The organism is Rhizobium sp. N324 (genome assembly GCF_001664485.1).
In the GTDB taxonomy this organism is placed as follows: Bacteria; Pseudomonadota; Alphaproteobacteria; order Rhizobiales; family Rhizobiaceae; genus Rhizobium.
The window spans coordinates 3,943,587-3,957,994 of sequence record NZ_CP013630.1 but is presented as its reverse complement, the minus strand read 5'-3'; the positions used below and the strand labels follow the sequence as shown (position 1 = coordinate 3,957,994).

Below are 14,408 nucleotides of genomic sequence, written 5' to 3'. Positions count from 1 at the left end.
ATATCGTCTTACTTGGCGGGAACCTCGATCTCTTTGCCGACCATCAGATGGCGCGGGTTCGGCTTCCCGTTGGCCTCCGACAGCTTCCGCCACAGCGTGCCGTCGCCATAGAAGGTCACGGCCAGATCCCAGAAGGTATCGCCCGCGGCGATGACATGGGTGGACGGCGTCGTTGCGGCAGGTGCGGAGGCTGCCGGCGCGGCTTCCGCAGCGGGGGCGGGTGTTGCCGGTGTTGCTGGTGCCGCCGGGGCAGGCTCGGTGGCTGGCGCGGGTGCTGCCGGTGCTGCAGGGGCGGGGGCGGGTTCGGCGGTTGGTGCAGGGGCTGGCGGCGTTGCCGGTGCGGGAGCGGCCGGTTCGGCAGACGGCGCCTGCGCCTGCGCCACAGCTGCGCCGTTTTCAGTGACGCGGCCGTCTGTATAGGGCTTATAGGGCGAGTGGGCGGCCAGATATTCGGCGGTCACGTCGGCAAGATCCGGACCAAAGTCATAGGCGTTCTTGCCGTCCTTGAAGATCGAATAGCCGTCGCCGCCGGCCCGCATGAAGTTGTTGGTGGCGACCTTGTAAGTCTTGGCCTGGTCGATCGGAGCGAAACTGTCGCCGTCCTTCACCTGGACATTGCTGACGCGGCTGCCGACAGGCTTCGACTGGTCGAAGGCGAATTTCAGGCCGGCGACCTGCGGGAAGCGGCCGGCGCCCTGATCGATCTGGCTGACGCCGTTTTCGAGCGCCTTGACGACATCTGCGCCGGTGGCCTCGAAAGTGGCGAGCGTATTCTGGAAGGGCAGGACGGTGATGACTTCGCCCTGGGTGACCTCACCGCCGTCGATCGATGCGCGCAGGCCGCCGCCGTTCTGGAAGGCGATGGTGACGCCCTGATTTTTGGTGCGATCGAGCATGGCATCGGCCACCAGATTGCCCATCGAGCATTCCTTGACGCGGCAGACCTTGCGATCGCCTTCGATCGGGGCTTCGGAGGAGCCGATGACCTTCTTGCGCAGTTCTTCGATCGGTTTGGCGAGATCCGCGATGCGGGCAACGACAGCCGGATCGGGCGTGAAGCTGGAATCGATCAGGATCGGATCGCCCTTGGCATCCTTGACGACGCCGCTATCGTCGAAATTGACGACGAGATCGCCGAGATACTTGCTGTAGGAGGCGGCCTGGACGACCGGCACCTTGTAGCCGCCCGGATTGTCGACCATCGTCGGATAGGGGCCTTCGGCTTTGGGGTCGGTGTTGGAAAGCAGGCTATGGGAAAGGCCGCCGACAACGACGTCGACATCCGGGATCTTGGCGATCAAAGCGAGATCGCGGGGGTAGCCGACATGGGTCAGCGCGATGATCTTGTTGACGCCCTGGCCCTTCAGATCCTGAACGGCCGAGGTGATCGCCTGGACATCATCGGCGATGGTGACGTTCGGGCCGGGGGAGGACAGTTCCGCTGTGTCATTGGTGACCGCGCCGACGATGCCGATCTTCTGGCCGCCGACATCGAGCACCAGCGAGGGCTTGATACGGTCGCCGAGCTTGGAGGCGGCTGCTGCCTTGACGTTGGCGGTGACGACGGGGAACTGCACCTTGTCGAGGAAGGTCGCAAGCCCGTCCTCGCTGTCGTCGAATTCATGGTTGCCGACGGTCATGGCGTCGAACTTCATCAGGTTGAGGAATTCGGCTTCCGCAGCGCCCTTATAGGTGGTGTAGAACAGCGAGCCCTGAAAATTGTCGCCGGCATTCAGCAGGAGGACATTCTTGCCGGATAGCGCCTGACGGCGCTGGTCGATCGCGGTCTTCAGACGGGCAGCACCGCCGAAGCATTCCTTCTTGCCTTCTTCCTCGGCCGAGCAGGTGGAGTCGAACTTGTTGATCGATTCGATGCGCGAATGGAAATCGTTGATATGAAGAATATTGAGTTCGTAATCGGCAAAAGCGGCGCCCGCGCTCAGCGCTAGCATGGACGCGGTCAAAAGACCGAAGCTAAAAGACTTCGTCATCCCTGTTCTCCTGATTGAGGCGAGAGATTCCCCTGATCCTCGCCAATCCCTTCCTTCGTTCGCCGGGGCGGTTCCCGGCCCGCGGATGTTCCATCAGACGATGGGCGACCGCAAGAGAAAGCTGGGCCAGGCCGGGCGCTTTCCAAGGGGGCGGGATAAAAAAGCCGGGTGCTTATCCCAAGCATTCGCCGTCGGCGGCGTTTCGGTAGAGTTCGTGCACGGCCCCCGCGATATTCGCAACCGTGGCGAGGGCGATGATCAGGCAAAGAAGAAAAACGAGGCGGTGAAAGCGCCGGCCGGCCCGATAGGCAAAGTGTGCGCCGGCGCCGTAGATCAATATTGTCGGCACGGCCAACATCAGCACCTGGCCCGGTCCGTCGCAATCGAGAGCGGCGATGCCCTGGGCCCGATAGACGTTGGCCGGAAAAAGGATGGCAAGCGTCGCAAGCGGCAGCGCGAGCAGCAGCACGAGGTAAACGGCGAGGGCGCGCATGGTGTGCTTAGCCTATCGTCTTATCCTCAGCCGCGGCGGGAAAGGGTGAACTGGGACCCTGTTGCGGTGGTGCAATTAAGCTGGCTTGGTCCAATGAGGGCGCAATTGACGAGAGAGCTTGTTTTTTTCACATTCGAATAAAGGTTAATCTGGATAATTTGATCAGATCCGACCGTATAAGTTCCCGATGCCATCTGCGTGTTTGTTCCGTCGCTTGTGCGCGTTACAAACTGCCCGCCTGTGAAGGTGGAGGTTAAGCCATTGGCATCCGTCCATTCGCCTTCAACAGAATTCGTAACGGGTGGGGCGACTGCAATCGACCTCTGTCGCGGCTCCGATGAAACGCAGGCGGCAAGCGCGGCGGCGGCACCGACAAGAACGAGACCAGTTCTGATTTTCATAAGGCTTCTCCCGGCGATTCGGTGTGGCGGACAGCCGCCAAGTTCGGGCAAAACATGGCGCGCGCCCGTCGCGAAGGCAAGCCTTGGCGGGGTGCCGGGCGGCATTTAGACAGCAGGCGTTACAAAAATGCCCGCCTTGCGGCGGGCATTTTTAAACTTGCACGAGTGATCTCAGCGAACGAGAATGTTCCTGAACTGCCACGGATCCTTGGTGTCGATATCCTCAGGGAAAAGGCCCGGGCGGCCGTCGAGGGGGGTCCAGTCGGTGTAGTGTCCCTCGACCGGGCCGAGATAGGGCATCTGCACTTCGAGGCAGCGCTTGTAATCGATCTCGTCGGCTTCGACGATGCCGGCAGTCGGGTTTTCCAGCGCCCAGACCATGCCGGCGAGAACGGCTGAAGTGACCTGCAGGCCGGTGGCGTTCTGGTAGGGCGCGATGCGGCGCGTTTCTTCGAGCGACAGGCGCGAGCCGTACCAGTAGGCGTTCTTCTCATGGCCGTAGAGCAGGACGCCGAGTTCGTCGATGCCGTCCTCCAGCTCGTCCTCGTCGAGAACGTGGTGGACCGGCTGCGGCGTGCCGCCATTGCCGAACATTTCATGCAGCGAAAGCACGGCGTCGTTGGCCGGATGGTAGGCATAATGGCAGGTCGGGCGGAAGGTCACTTCGCCGTCCTTGTCGCGAACCGTGAAGTAGTCGGCGATCGAGATCGACTCGTTGTGGGTGACGAGGAAGCCATATTGCGGGCCGGGCGTCGGGCACCAGGTGCGCACGCGGGTGTTGGCGCCCGGCTGCTCCAGATAGATCGCCGCCTTGTTGCCTTTCTTGTGCTTCTTGGCGTTCTTCGGCATCCACTCTTCATGCGTGCCCCAGCCGAGTTCGGCCGGCTGCAGGCCTTCGGAGATGAAGCCTTCGACCGACCAGGTGTTCCAGAAGACGTTGAGCGGCTTCGGATGCTTGGTGCGCTGGGTGTCGCGCTCGGCGATGTGGACGCCCTTGACGCCGAGCTTCTTCATCAGCTTGGCCCAGCCTTCGCGATCGTGCTGGTCCGGTTCATCGAACTTCAGGCCGGTGTCGTTGGCGAGGTTGACGAGCGCCTGCTTGACGAACCAGGAGACCATGCCCGGATTGGCGCCGCAGGTGGAAACGGCGGTGGCACCGCCCGGGTTCTTCGCCTTTTCCTTGCGCACGGTTTCCCGCAGCGCATAGTTGGTGCGGTCGGCATTGCTCATACCCTTGTCGAAATAGAAGCCGAGCCAGGGCTCAACGACGGTGTCGACGTAGAGCACATCATGCTTGCGGCAGAGCTTGATAAGGTCGAGCGAGGAGGTGTCGACCGAGAGGTTGACGCAGAAACCCTGGCCTTCACCTTCCGTCAGAAGCGGCTTCAGCAGCTCCTTGTAATTGTCCTTGGTGACATATTCCTTGATGTGACGGACGCCGTGCTTTTTCAGGATCTCCATGTCGGAGGGCTCTTCGCGCGGGTCGATAACGACCATCCGGCTCTTGTCGAATTTGAAGTGGCGCTCGATCAGCGGCAGGGTGCCGCGGCCGATGGAGCCAAAGCCGATCATCACGATCGGACCGGTAATTTCGGCATATACCGGATAGTTCTGTTCCGTCATTCTTTTCTCCTATGGAAGGGGACGAAGGCGTGCAGCCCGAAGAATTCTTTTGAAATTGCCGCAGAAATTGCGAGGTGACCGGCTCTAACCATAAAACCGCGTCACAATAAAGAGTGTTGAGGGGGAAAGCTCAAATATCGGGCGGGTGAGGCCGGCAGGCGACGGATCATCCGCCCCGCCTCCGTAAAATCAGCGTTTGAGGATTTCCAGTCCTTCGACCGTCGTCGTCACCGCAAGCTCGGAAATGTCATATTCGGCGACGCCATGGAGGGTGAAAGGATCGGCGGCGACATGGGCCTCGATCGCGGCGCGGTCGCCGATGGCGAGGATTACGCCACCGGTGCGCGGCACCTTGCGGCCGGAGGCGAGGAACCAGCCCTTGGCATAACCTTCCTTCACCCAGGCCAAATGCGGCTCCATATGCACGTCGGCCTCATCAGGAGATTTGATATAGGTGAGGGAGAGAATGAACATGGTCAGTTCCTCAGAAGGTCGGCGCGGATCAGGCCGCGCAGCGAATTGCCGATATAAAGCGTGCCGGCATCGAGATCGGCAAGGATGAGGCGGCCGACACGGGCCTTGCGCGCGCAGATGAGCTCGGTGCGCAGCACCCCGGCGAGCAGGCCGCAGGAGACGGGCGGGGTGCGCAGCATGCCGGTGCCGTCATCCACGAAGATCGAGGTGATGGTGCCCTCGCAGACTTCGCCATGCTCGTTCAGGAGGATGACTTCATCGGCGTCGGCAGACGGATATTCGGCGCGCGCGGCCTCGTAGGCGGCCCGGCGCGTGGTCTTGTGACGCAGCAGCTTGTCTGCGGAGTTCAGACGGGTTTCGGAGATGCGGACGGTCCAAGTGGTGCCGGGGGTCAGCGGAACGAAGGCGGCGCTCGTCACCTCCATGCGGCCTTGAGCGTCGAAGGTCAGGCGGACGCGCAGCGGACCGACGGCAGCTGAAACGGCTTCGTCAAGCCTTGCCACGGCATCGATCGGCTGCGGGAAGCCAAGGCGGCGGGCGGAGCGGGAAAGCCGGGCGAGGTGCAGCCGCAGGCGGATAAAACCGTCGCCGGGCTGCCAGCGCAGCGTCTCGATCAGCGAAAAATCGTTCATCGCGCGATCCATTGATCGCCGACGGCGAAGCGGGCCTTGAGCAGGCATTCCTCATATTCGGCCTCGGCGGTGGAATCGAAGACGATTCCGCCGCCGACATTGAAGACGGCCCGGCCGCCGTCAAACAGCGTTATGGTGCGGATGGCGACGGAGAACCGCATGGCGCCGCTCGGCGAAACCATGCCGATTGCGCCGCAATAGGCGTCGCGGGGCTCATCCTCGAGCGCGTGGAGGATTTCCATCGCGCGGATCTTCGGCGCGCCGGTGATCGAGCCGCAGGGAAAAAGCGCGGAAAAGATGTCGCGGATCGAAAGCCCGGGGATGAGCCTTGCCTGCACATGGCTGACCATCTGATGGACGGTCGGATAGGTCTCGATGTCGAAGAGCTTCGGGACGTCAAGCGTGCCGACCTCGGTGATGCGGGAGATATCGTTGCGCAGCAAATCGACGATCATGCGGTTTTCCGCCTGCGTCTTGATATCGCGGCGCATGGCCGCGACAATCTCGGCATCCTCCGTGGCGTTGGCGCCGCGTTTCGCCGTGCCCTTCATCGGATGGGTCTCGATCCAGCCCTCTTCATCGGTGCGGAAGAACAGTTCGGGCGACCGCGACAGGATGACCGGACCGCCGAGATCGATCAGGGCGCCGTATTTGACCGGCTGGCGTTCGATCAGCGACCAGAAGGCAGCGCGAGGATCGCCGTTCCAGCGGGCCTCGACCGGCATGGTGAGGTTCGCCTGATAGGCGTCGCCGAGCCTGAGATGCTCGTGAAGCCGGTCGAAACGCTCTTTATATATAGGGAAATCCCAGGCGGCTTTCGGGGCGGTGAGGAACTCTTCGTTTTCGAGACGCTGTTTCGGCCGGGCAAGCGGGTGTGTGTCCGGGTGGGGCGCGTCGAAGACGCCGAAAAGGAGAAGAGGAGTTTCGCGATTTTCCCCAGCGAAGGAGGCGAGTTTTTCTTCGAAGAGATATCCGGCCTCGTAGGCCATGTAACCGGCAAGCCATTTGCCTGCGGCCTTGGCCGCTTCCATTCTGATAAGGGCGGTGAAGAATTCGGTGCGCGTTCGCGCAATGATGATCTCGGCCGGTTCGGTGAAAAGCATCACCCGGCTGGTCGTATCGTCGCGGAAGAGAATGTAGGGGTCAGACATGGTTGCGCCGCATCTTGCTTATCTATCCGATCGCTGCGGCGGTTTTGTTCTTTGGGATGCAGCGGCAGGCTGAGACTCCACGCTCCACACTCCACTCATTCCTGTCCTCGGGCTTGACCCGAGGGATGTCACAGGAATCCGGCCACGGCGCGTCCGCGCCGTGAGTGACTCATTTCCGGCAGACAAGGAGTCTCCTGCGCCCAAGGACTTGGGCGCGCTGGATTCCTGTGACATCCCTCGGGTCAAGCCCGAGGACAGGAATGAGGGTGATGGGGGTACCGCCATGATTCCTCGTGGACGTTGCAGAATGCGGTTGGCGGATGATTGGCCACCATGGCATTCGCTCTAAAGTCTGGCCGAGCCTTACGCCCTATCCAAAGCCTCCAATTCGTCGATCAGCCCTTCGATCATCGACAGGCCCTGGCTCCAGAACGACGGATCGGTGGCGTCGAGGCCGAAGGGCTTCAAAAGCTCCGAATGATGCTTGGTGCCGCCGGCCTTCAGCAGCTCGAAATACTTCTCCTGAAAACCCTTCTCGGCCTTCTGGTAGACGGCATAGAGCGAATTCACCAGGCAATCGCCGAAGGCATAGGCGTAGACATAGAAGGGCGAGTGGATGAAATGGGGGATATAGGCCCAATAGGTCTCGTATCCTTCCGAAATGCTGATCGCCGGCCCGAGGCTTTCCGACTGGACCGACAGCCAGAGTTCGCCGATATCGTCGGCTGTGAGTTCGCCCGCCTTGCGGGCGGTGTGCAGCTTGCGCTCGAATTCGTAGAAGGCGATCTGTCGCACGACCGTGTTGATCATGTCCTCGACCTTCTGGGCAAGCATCGCCTTGCGCTCGCGCTTGTCGCTGGTCTTTTCGAGAAGCGCGCGGAAGGTCAGCATCTCGCCGAAGACCGACGCGGTCTCGGCAAGCGTCAGCGGCGTCTGGCACATCAGCGCCCCTTGCGCGCCGGCGAGAACCTGATGCACGCCATGGCCGAGTTCATGGGCAAGCGTCATCACGTCGCGCGGCTTGCCCATGTAATTGACGAGCACATAGGGGTGGGCCGAGGGAACCGTCGGATGGGCAAAGGCGCCGGGCGCCTTGCCGGGGCGGACCGGGGCGTCGATCCACTGCTCGTCGAAGAAGCGCCGGGCGATATCAGCCATCTCGGGGGCGAAATTGCCGTAGGCCGAAAGCACCGTATCCTTCGCCTCGGGCCAGGAGATGACGGCGCTGGAGGTTTCCGGAAGGGGCGCGTTGCGATCCCAGAAATTCATCTGCTCCATGCCGAGCCATTTCGCCTTCATCTTGTAATAGCGGTGAGAAAGGCGGGGATAGGCTTCACGCACGGCCGCAGCCAGCGCATCGACGACCTCGCGCTCGACGCGGTTTGCGAGATGCCTGGAGTCGGCGATGTCCTCGAAGCCGCGCCAGCGGTCGGCAATATCCTTGTCCTTGGCAAGCGTATTGGTGATCAGCGTGAAGATGCGGATATTCGCCTTGAAGGTTGCCGCGAGTGCCATGGCAGCCTTGCGGCGCACCTCGGGATCCTTCTCCTGCAGCATGTTCAGCGCCACTTCGAGCGGCACTTTTTGGCCATCGATTTCATAGCGCAGTTCCGCCATGGTTTCATCGAAGAGGCGGTTGAAGGCGGCTGCCGAGGTCATCGACTTTTCGAGGAAGAGCTGTTCCAGCCGGTCGTCGAGTTGGTAGGGCTTGTCTTTCCGGAGGTCGACCAGCCAGGGACGATAGTGGCCGGCAGCGGGGTCTTTGGCCATGCTGGCATCGATCACCGCGTCGTCGATGCGGTTGAGTTCGAGCGCGAAGAACAGCAGATGGCCGGAGAATTCGGTGATCTTGGTCTGCACGTCGCCGTAGAGCTTGCCGTTGGCCGGATCGGTGGTGTCGGAGAAATAGGTGAGGCCGGCGAAGGAGCCGAGGCGGCCCATGATATCGTCCAGCGCCTCATATTCCTTCAGCGCGGCGCCGATGCCTTCGTCGCCGGCTTTCGTCGCCGCCTCGGCGAGTTTGCCCTTCCATTTTTCTTCAAAGGCGATCGCGGCCTTGCCGGCCTTTTCCATGTCGGCGACGAAGGCGGTCGAGGTGGCGGAGGGATAAAGATCCTGCAGCCTCCAGACCGGCAGATCGCCGAGCCCCGGATCGGAGGGCCCGGCTGGCGCTGCTGCCGACAAAAGAAGGCGGGCGTGCGGGAGCTCGATTTTCATGGGGCAATTCCTCTCCACTTTCATAACAGGTCTGCTTGAATAAGCGCGAGAAGGCCCGGCATCAAGGGCCTTTCGGCGCATGAAAGGCGTCGCTTCGGCACGAAACGACCCGTTCCAATCGTTAAAATGCAATTGTTTCTCAAAACTGGATGTTCAAGCCTTCCTGTCAGAGTGCGCTTCATGGTTTCGCATGAAGTGAGGCGACAATGACCGGTTACAATGAGCTCAAGGGAGCAGGGCAAATCCTCGTGGTCGAGGACGACCCGGTGCAACGCCGCCTGCTCAAGAACGCAATCGAGCGTCACGGCCATGTCGTGCACCAGGCGGAAAACGGCCGTATCGGCTTGGAAATGGTCAAACGCGACAGCGGCCTTTTCAACGTCATCGTGCTCGACCTGATGATGCCGGAGATGACCGGCCTCGAATTCCTCGACGCGCTTCATGAATTCGGCACGCAGATTCCCGTCATCGTGCAGACGGGGCAAGGCGGCATCGAAACGGTGGTGCAGGCAATGCGCGCCGGCGCCTTCGATTTCGTCGTCAAGCCGGTCTCGCCCGAACGCATCGCCACCTCGATCTCGAACGCGATGAAGCTCGACCAGCGCGAAGTGAAGGCACGGGCCGGACGCCGGTCGCGCTCGGGCTCGGTCGGCTTCGACGACATCGTATCGGCAAGTCCGGCGATGCTCCGCGTCATCGATCTCGCCCAGCGGGCGGCGCAGTCCAACATCCCGGTCGTGCTTGAAGGCGAATCCGGCGTCGGCAAGGAACTGGTGGCGCGTGCCATCCAGTCCGGCGGCGACCGCTCGAACAAGCCTTTCGTCACGGTCAATTGCGGAGCGATCCCGCACAATCTCGTCGAGAGCATTCTCTTTGGCCACGAGAAGGGCGCCTTCACAGGCGCAACCGAGCGCCATATCGGCAAATTCATGGAAGCTGACGGCGGCACCATCTTCCTCGATGAGATCGGCGACCTGCCGCTCGAGGTGCAGGTGAAGCTGTTGCGCGCCGTGCAGCAGGGCGAGATCGAGACCGTCGGCGCGCGCACCGCGCATAAGGTCAATGTCCGGCTGATTTCGGCGACCAACAAGGATCTGATCGAGGAGGTCAAGAACGGCCATTTCCGCGAGGATCTTTACTATCGCCTCAACGTCTTCCCGATCACCATTCCGGCGCTGCGCAAGCGCAAGGAAGACATTCCGCATCTGGTGCGGGTCTTTGCCGACCGCTTCTCCAGCGAGCAGAAGAACGGCCGCCGCATGACGGTGAATTCAGGCGCGCTGGCCTTGCTGACCGCCTATGACTGGCCGGGCAATATCCGCCAGCTCGAAAATGCGATCTTCCGCGCGGTCGTTCTCGCCGAAGGGCCGGAACTGACCGAGGGGGACTTCCCGCAGATCGCCGCCCAGCTGCCGGAATACGAAGTCGTGGATCACCTGGCGCTCGTTGCCGACAATACCGGCCTCGATCCCGACGACAGCTATGGCGAGGAATTCAGGGCGTCGATCTCGGGCGAGGTGCACCACCGTCTGTCCGAAACCTCGGAAAACGCCATCGCCAGCGTCAATCCCGCCGGCGACGTGCGCAGGCTTGCCGATGTCGAGGAGGAGCTCATCCGATTCGCGCTCAAATTCTATCGCGGGCAAATGAGTCAAGTGGCGCGGAAACTTGGCATCGGCCGATCCACACTTTATCGCAAACTGAAAGATTACGGCATAGACCCCGATAATCCCCAGAAAGATGCGGCTTAAGCGCTTTTTGTTAAGACTAAGGCAACCACGATTTGTTACTGATCATAAACCACTTGTTAGTGGCCCGTTCACTATGTAAAGAAAAGGTTGATCATGTGTGGCATTTTTGCCATCGTGTGACCGCATTTGACAGTCATCTGAGACAGTACGGGACATTGTCTGTCTGACGGGGATCGAGTTGCCGAATCTGAATGGGAATTCCAAGCCTTCGCGCTTGAGCTGGCGTTCGTTGTGCGCCGACATCTGCGGAAAGGTAGCAAGGACGGCAGCGGCCGCCCTTCTTGCGGTCGCGGTTTCCTCACCGGTATTCGTTAGTACACCTTCTGAGGCTGCGGGCGACACCCGTAGCCTCAAACTCTATTTCATCCATACCGGCGAAAAAGCCGTGATCACCTACAAGCGCAACGGCAAGTTCGACCCCAAGGGTCTGGAGCAGCTGAACCGCTTCCTTCGCGACTGGCGCAAGAACCAGCCGACGAAGATGGATCCGCGGCTGTTCGACCTGATCTGGGAAGTCTATCGCCAGAGCGGTTCGCGGGATTATATCAACGTCGTCTGCGGTTTCCGTTCGCCGGGTACCAACGAGATGCTGCGCGGCCGCTCGCGCAACTCCGGCGTCGCCGAAAAGAGCCAACATATGCTCGGCAAGGCGATGGACTTCTTTATTCCGGACGTCAAACTCGCGACTTTGCGTGGGATCGGCATGAAGATGCAGGTCGGCGGCGTCGGCTTCTATCCGAAATCGGGTTCGCCCTTCGTGCATATGGATGTCGGCGGCGTTCGCGCCTGGCCACGCATGAGCCGCGACGAGCTGGTCCGGCTTTTCCCGAACGGCAACACCATTCATATTCCGGCTGACGGTAAGCCGCTGCCGGGCTATCAGCAGGCCATGGCCGACTATAAGCGCCGCGTCAGCGGCACGCAGATCGAGATCGCCAGCGCTTCCGAATCGGCGCCGAAGCACAAGACGCTGTTTGCTGCGCTGTTTGGCGGCGGAGCGGACGAGCAGGAAGACGATTCGGACGATTCGGCGCCTGTGGCCGTCGCCAAGGCAACGCCGCCGAAGGCTGCGCCCGAGCCTGCTCCTGTCGAGCCGCAGCAGACCGAAGTCGCCGATCTGAACGCGCCGGTGCCGCAGGTTCGCCCGGCATTCAGCAATCAGCCGGCCGGCAGCGACGTGGCGAGCGCGCTCATCGCGCCGCCTTCGGGTAACGCCGCGCAACAGGCTCTTGCAGCGGCCCTTCCGGCCGATCAGGCCCAGCCGCAGCAGTTTGCCGATCTCAGCGCCTACAGCATTCCGGTTCCCTCGCTTCTCGGCCCGCGCCGCGCGCCTGGCGATGCCGAGGTTGCGTCGCTGATGGGCAACAACGGCCTGCCGGTTCCGACGCCGATCGAACGCCCTGCCGTTGCCGAGAACCTTCTTGCCGCGGCCGATGCCGATCCGGAAGCCGAGGCCGACGAAGCCGAACAGGATGCTCTGTCTCCCGCCGTTGCCGATGCGCTCGAGCAGCAGCGCAACGAGGGGGAAAGTCAGATCGCGAAGGCGCCTGAGATGACGGTGGAGCAGGCGATCAATGCCGCGATGACGCAAAAGGCGCCTGCCGCAAAGCCGCCGCTCGAGCTCGCAGCCCTGGCGCCGCCGATGACCAAATCGGCAAGCTTTGGCGACGGCTTCGACCAACCGGCCGCCGATAGCGCCGCGAGCCAGGGACTTCCCGCCAAGGGCCGCCGCCCGACGCAGAAGGAAGCCGCCGCAGCCGATGCCAGCCGCACGACGGTTCGGACCGAGCCGAAGCTGACGGAAAAGATGATCTCGCAATGGGCACTGACCAATGCCCGCCTCGAAATGGCCTCCAAGCAGGTCAAGGCACCGCGTTTCGTCAGCCAGACGATGCGCGCCCAGCCGACCGCTGTCTATGCCGAGGGCTTCAATGTCAAAACCGCTTCGGTCGATCCTGCCCGCTTCAGCGGCACGGCTGTCAACTTCATGGAAGTGCGCAAGTTCAATACGAACTGAGTTCGCCGATCAGGAAATATCAAAAACCGCCGGAGCGATCCGGCGGTTTTTCTTTTGGCGGGTCGACACGGCAGATGGCTGTCGAGCCGGCGCCTACGGACAAAGGAAAGCCGCCGGATCGCTCCAGCGGCTTGTCGGCATTATCAGCGGTGCGAGGCGTATCAGCCTTCCGGCGGCGACTCGATCATGCCCAGCGCGTGCAGGTAGGTGTCGAGGATAGCTTCCTCTTCCATGCGCTCCTGCTCGTCCTTTTTGCGCAGCGCCACGACCTTCTTCAGGATCTTGGTATCGAAGCCCATTCCCTTGGCTTCGCCATAGACGTCCTTGATGTCGTCGGCGATGGTCTTCTTTTCTTCTTCCAGCCGTTCAATGCGCTCGATGAAAGCGCGAAGCTGGTCGCGGGCGACGCCATGAGCATCAGACATCGTGTTCTCCTGGTTGGGGATGATCAATTTTGAAGGCACGTGACTGCCGTGAAGCGGCGTCACGGTCAAGCCCGTTGTCGGCCGCCTAAGCTATTTGTGCGGGTTGTTCAGTTCAAAAGCAGCCTTTTGCACAGGCGAGGCCTCGTTCTGGTGAAGATTCTTCCAGTCTTCATAAGGCATGCCATAGACCATCTCGCGCGATTCGTCCTTGGTCATCGGGACGCCGTCGGCCTCGGCGGCTTCGCGGTACCAGTTCGACAGGCAGTTGCGGCAGAAGCCGGCCAGGTTCATCAGGTCGATGTTCTGAACATCGCCGCGGTCGCGAAGATGCGCGAGGAGGCGGCGGAAGGCGGCGGCCTCGAATTCAGTCTGCTGTTTCTTGCTGAGCGTGCTCATCCCGCTCTCCTTTCTATTAAGAGGGGCCTTTAATAAGGACCCGTGCGCGAGAGGTGGACGTCGTATTCGTGCAAGGCGGGATCGGCATTCATCGCCGCAAAGATCGGCGTCAGGCGTTCGGCCCATGCGGATATGCCGGCCTCGTCCGCAATCAGATCCTGGCGCACCTCGAGCAGCGCGTGCGGAATGCCTGTCATCATGCAGTGGCGGTACATGGTATCGCCCTTCAGCGCGCCGTCATAGGGTTCGTTGTCGCCGACGATGAGATCGGGATCGGCGCGCAGCAGGTCGAGCAGCGGAGCGACGACTCGGCCGTCGCTGTCCCAGAGCACGGCGACGTGCCAGGGGCGGGGAACGCCCTTCCAGGCCGGCGTGAAGGAATGCAGCGACAGCACCAGCGGCGCCCGGCCGGTGGCGTTCGCCACACTGTCGATCGTTGCGGCCACGGCATGGTGATAGGGGCGGTGGAAGGTTGCGATCCGGTCGTCCCATTCCTGCGGCGTGACCGGATGATTGCCTGATATGACGGCGCCGTCGGATATTTTCATGATCAGCGTCGGATCGTCCTCGCCGCGGTTCGGGTCGATCAGCAGGCGCGAGAAGCCGCCGAGCACCGCCGGGACGCCGAGGCTTTCCGAAAGCTGCCGCGTGAGACCCTCGATGCCGATGTCATAGGCGATGTGACGGGCGAAAGCCGTCTCGGGCAGGCCGAGCCGGCCATATCTCGCGGGAAGGCGGTTCATCGCGTGATCGGCGAGGATCACCATGCCTTTGTCATGTTTGCCGGATAGGATTTCGAAGGATTGGAAGTCGTCCATCAGGAATTACCGATCGTCA

At 61.7% G+C, this 14,408-nt stretch carries 13 protein-coding genes; 2 read left to right on the top strand and 11 right to left on the bottom strand.

What is annotated here, in order from left to right:
* Nucleotides 1-8 precede the first annotated feature (8 nt).
* The 8 genes from AMK05_RS19155 to AMK05_RS19125 form a co-directional block, all read right to left on the bottom strand.
* Nucleotides 9-1,991, bottom strand: coding sequence for a bifunctional metallophosphatase/5'-nucleotidase (locus AMK05_RS19155; protein ID WP_064840689.1), 1,983 nt, complete (start codon nt 1,989-1,991; stop codon nt 9-11).
* 172 nt (nt 1,992-2,163) lie between these two features.
* A complete protein-coding gene (locus AMK05_RS19150) occupies nt 2,164-2,484 on the bottom strand; it encodes a hypothetical protein (protein WP_064840688.1) in 321 nt (106 codons plus the stop codon).
* 26 nt (nt 2,485-2,510) lie between these two features.
* Nucleotides 2,511-2,885 (bottom strand): hypothetical protein, encoded by a 375-nt coding sequence (locus AMK05_RS33475; protein WP_094447826.1) that lies wholly within the window; start codon nt 2,883-2,885, stop codon nt 2,511-2,513.
* 171 nt (nt 2,886-3,056) lie between these two features.
* A complete protein-coding gene (locus AMK05_RS19145) occupies nt 3,057-4,508 on the bottom strand; it encodes a homospermidine synthase (RefSeq protein ID WP_064840687.1) in 1,452 nt (483 codons plus the stop codon).
* Nucleotides 4,509-4,697: 189 nt separating this feature from the next.
* Nucleotides 4,698-4,982, bottom strand: a complete 285-nt coding sequence (locus AMK05_RS19140; RefSeq protein ID WP_064840686.1) for a YciI family protein — start codon at nt 4,980-4,982, stop codon at nt 4,698-4,700.
* Between the two features lie 2 nt (nt 4,983-4,984).
* Nucleotides 4,985-5,614, bottom strand: a complete 630-nt coding sequence (locus AMK05_RS19135) for an aminotransferase class IV family protein (RefSeq protein WP_064841444.1) — start codon at nt 5,612-5,614, stop codon at nt 4,985-4,987.
* Complete coding sequence (locus AMK05_RS19130) at nt 5,611-6,765, bottom strand: aminodeoxychorismate synthase component I (RefSeq protein ID WP_064840685.1); 1,155 nt, start codon at nt 6,763-6,765, stop codon at nt 5,611-5,613. Before AMK05_RS19130 ends, AMK05_RS19135 begins: the two co-directional genes overlap by 4 nt.
* A gap of 363 nt (nt 6,766-7,128) precedes the next feature.
* Nucleotides 7,129-8,982 (bottom strand): M3 family oligoendopeptidase, encoded by a 1,854-nt coding sequence (locus tag AMK05_RS19125; protein WP_064840684.1) that lies wholly within the window; start codon nt 8,980-8,982, stop codon nt 7,129-7,131.
* Between the two features lie 206 nt (nt 8,983-9,188).
* Between AMK05_RS19125 and AMK05_RS19120 the strand changes: the two genes are divergently transcribed.
* Both AMK05_RS19120 and AMK05_RS19115 read left to right on the top strand, forming a co-directional pair.
* Nucleotides 9,189-10,733: a sigma-54-dependent transcriptional regulator gene (locus tag AMK05_RS19120; RefSeq protein WP_064840683.1), complete on the top strand. Its 1,545-nt coding sequence runs from the start codon at nt 9,189-9,191 to the stop codon at nt 10,731-10,733.
* 178 nt (nt 10,734-10,911) lie between these two features.
* Nucleotides 10,912-12,750, top strand: coding sequence for a DUF882 domain-containing protein (locus AMK05_RS19115; RefSeq protein WP_064840682.1), 1,839 nt, complete (start codon nt 10,912-10,914; stop codon nt 12,748-12,750).
* A gap of 161 nt (nt 12,751-12,911) precedes the next feature.
* Here AMK05_RS19115 and AMK05_RS19110 read toward each other — a convergent pair whose 3' ends face one another.
* The 3 genes from AMK05_RS19110 to AMK05_RS19100 all read right to left on the bottom strand — a co-directional run bounded on the left by AMK05_RS19110 (nt 12,912) and on the right by AMK05_RS19100 (nt 14,389).
* Nucleotides 12,912-13,175, bottom strand: a complete 264-nt coding sequence (locus AMK05_RS19110) for a DUF2312 domain-containing protein (RefSeq protein WP_003585771.1) — start codon at nt 13,173-13,175, stop codon at nt 12,912-12,914.
* 90 nt (nt 13,176-13,265) lie between these two features.
* Nucleotides 13,266-13,571 carry a DUF1244 domain-containing protein gene (locus tag AMK05_RS19105; RefSeq protein WP_064840681.1) on the bottom strand — a complete coding sequence of 102 codons (306 nt, stop codon included), beginning with the start codon at nt 13,569-13,571 and terminating at the stop codon, nt 13,266-13,268.
* Nucleotides 13,572-13,600: 29 nt separating this feature from the next.
* The gene (locus AMK05_RS19100; protein WP_064840680.1) at nt 13,601-14,389 is read right to left on the bottom strand and encodes an N-formylglutamate amidohydrolase; all 789 of its coding nucleotides are present in this window, start codon (nt 14,387-14,389) and stop codon (nt 13,601-13,603) included.
* Between the last annotated feature and the right edge of the window lie 19 nt (nt 14,390-14,408).

Bases quoted from the DNA above. Each gene is read 5' to 3' on its own strand.
- AMK05_RS19155 (WP_064840689.1), bottom strand. From the start codon at position 1,991: ATGACGAAGTCTTTTAGCTTCGGTCTTTTGACCGCGTCCATGCTAGCG.
- AMK05_RS19150 (WP_064840688.1), bottom strand. From the start codon at position 2,484: ATGCGCGCCCTCGCCGTTTACCTCGTGCTGCTGCTCGCGCTGCCGCTT.
- AMK05_RS33475 (WP_094447826.1), bottom strand. From the start codon at position 2,885: ATGAAAATCAGAACTGGTCTCGTTCTTGTCGGTGCCGCCGCCGCGCTT.
- AMK05_RS19145 (WP_064840687.1), bottom strand. From the start codon at position 4,508: ATGACGGAACAGAACTATCCGGTATATGCCGAAATTACCGGTCCGATC.
- AMK05_RS19140 (WP_064840686.1), bottom strand. From the start codon at position 4,982: ATGTTCATTCTCTCCCTCACCTATATCAAATCTCCTGATGAGGCCGAC.
- AMK05_RS19135 (WP_064841444.1), bottom strand. From the start codon at position 5,614: ATGAACGATTTTTCGCTGATCGAGACGCTGCGCTGGCAGCCCGGCGAC.
- AMK05_RS19130 (WP_064840685.1), bottom strand. From the start codon at position 6,765: ATGTCTGACCCCTACATTCTCTTCCGCGACGATACGACCAGCCGGGTG.
- AMK05_RS19125 (WP_064840684.1), bottom strand. From the start codon at position 8,982: ATGAAAATCGAGCTCCCGCACGCCCGCCTTCTTTTGTCGGCAGCAGCG.
- AMK05_RS19120 (WP_064840683.1), top strand. From the start codon at position 9,189: ATGACCGGTTACAATGAGCTCAAGGGAGCAGGGCAAATCCTCGTGGTC.
- AMK05_RS19110 (WP_003585771.1), bottom strand. From the start codon at position 13,175: ATGTCTGATGCTCATGGCGTCGCCCGCGACCAGCTTCGCGCTTTCATC.
- AMK05_RS19105 (WP_064840681.1), bottom strand. From the start codon at position 13,571: ATGAGCACGCTCAGCAAGAAACAGCAGACTGAATTCGAGGCCGCCGCC.
- AMK05_RS19100 (WP_064840680.1), bottom strand. From the start codon at position 14,389: ATGGACGACTTCCAATCCTTCGAAATCCTATCCGGCAAACATGACAAA.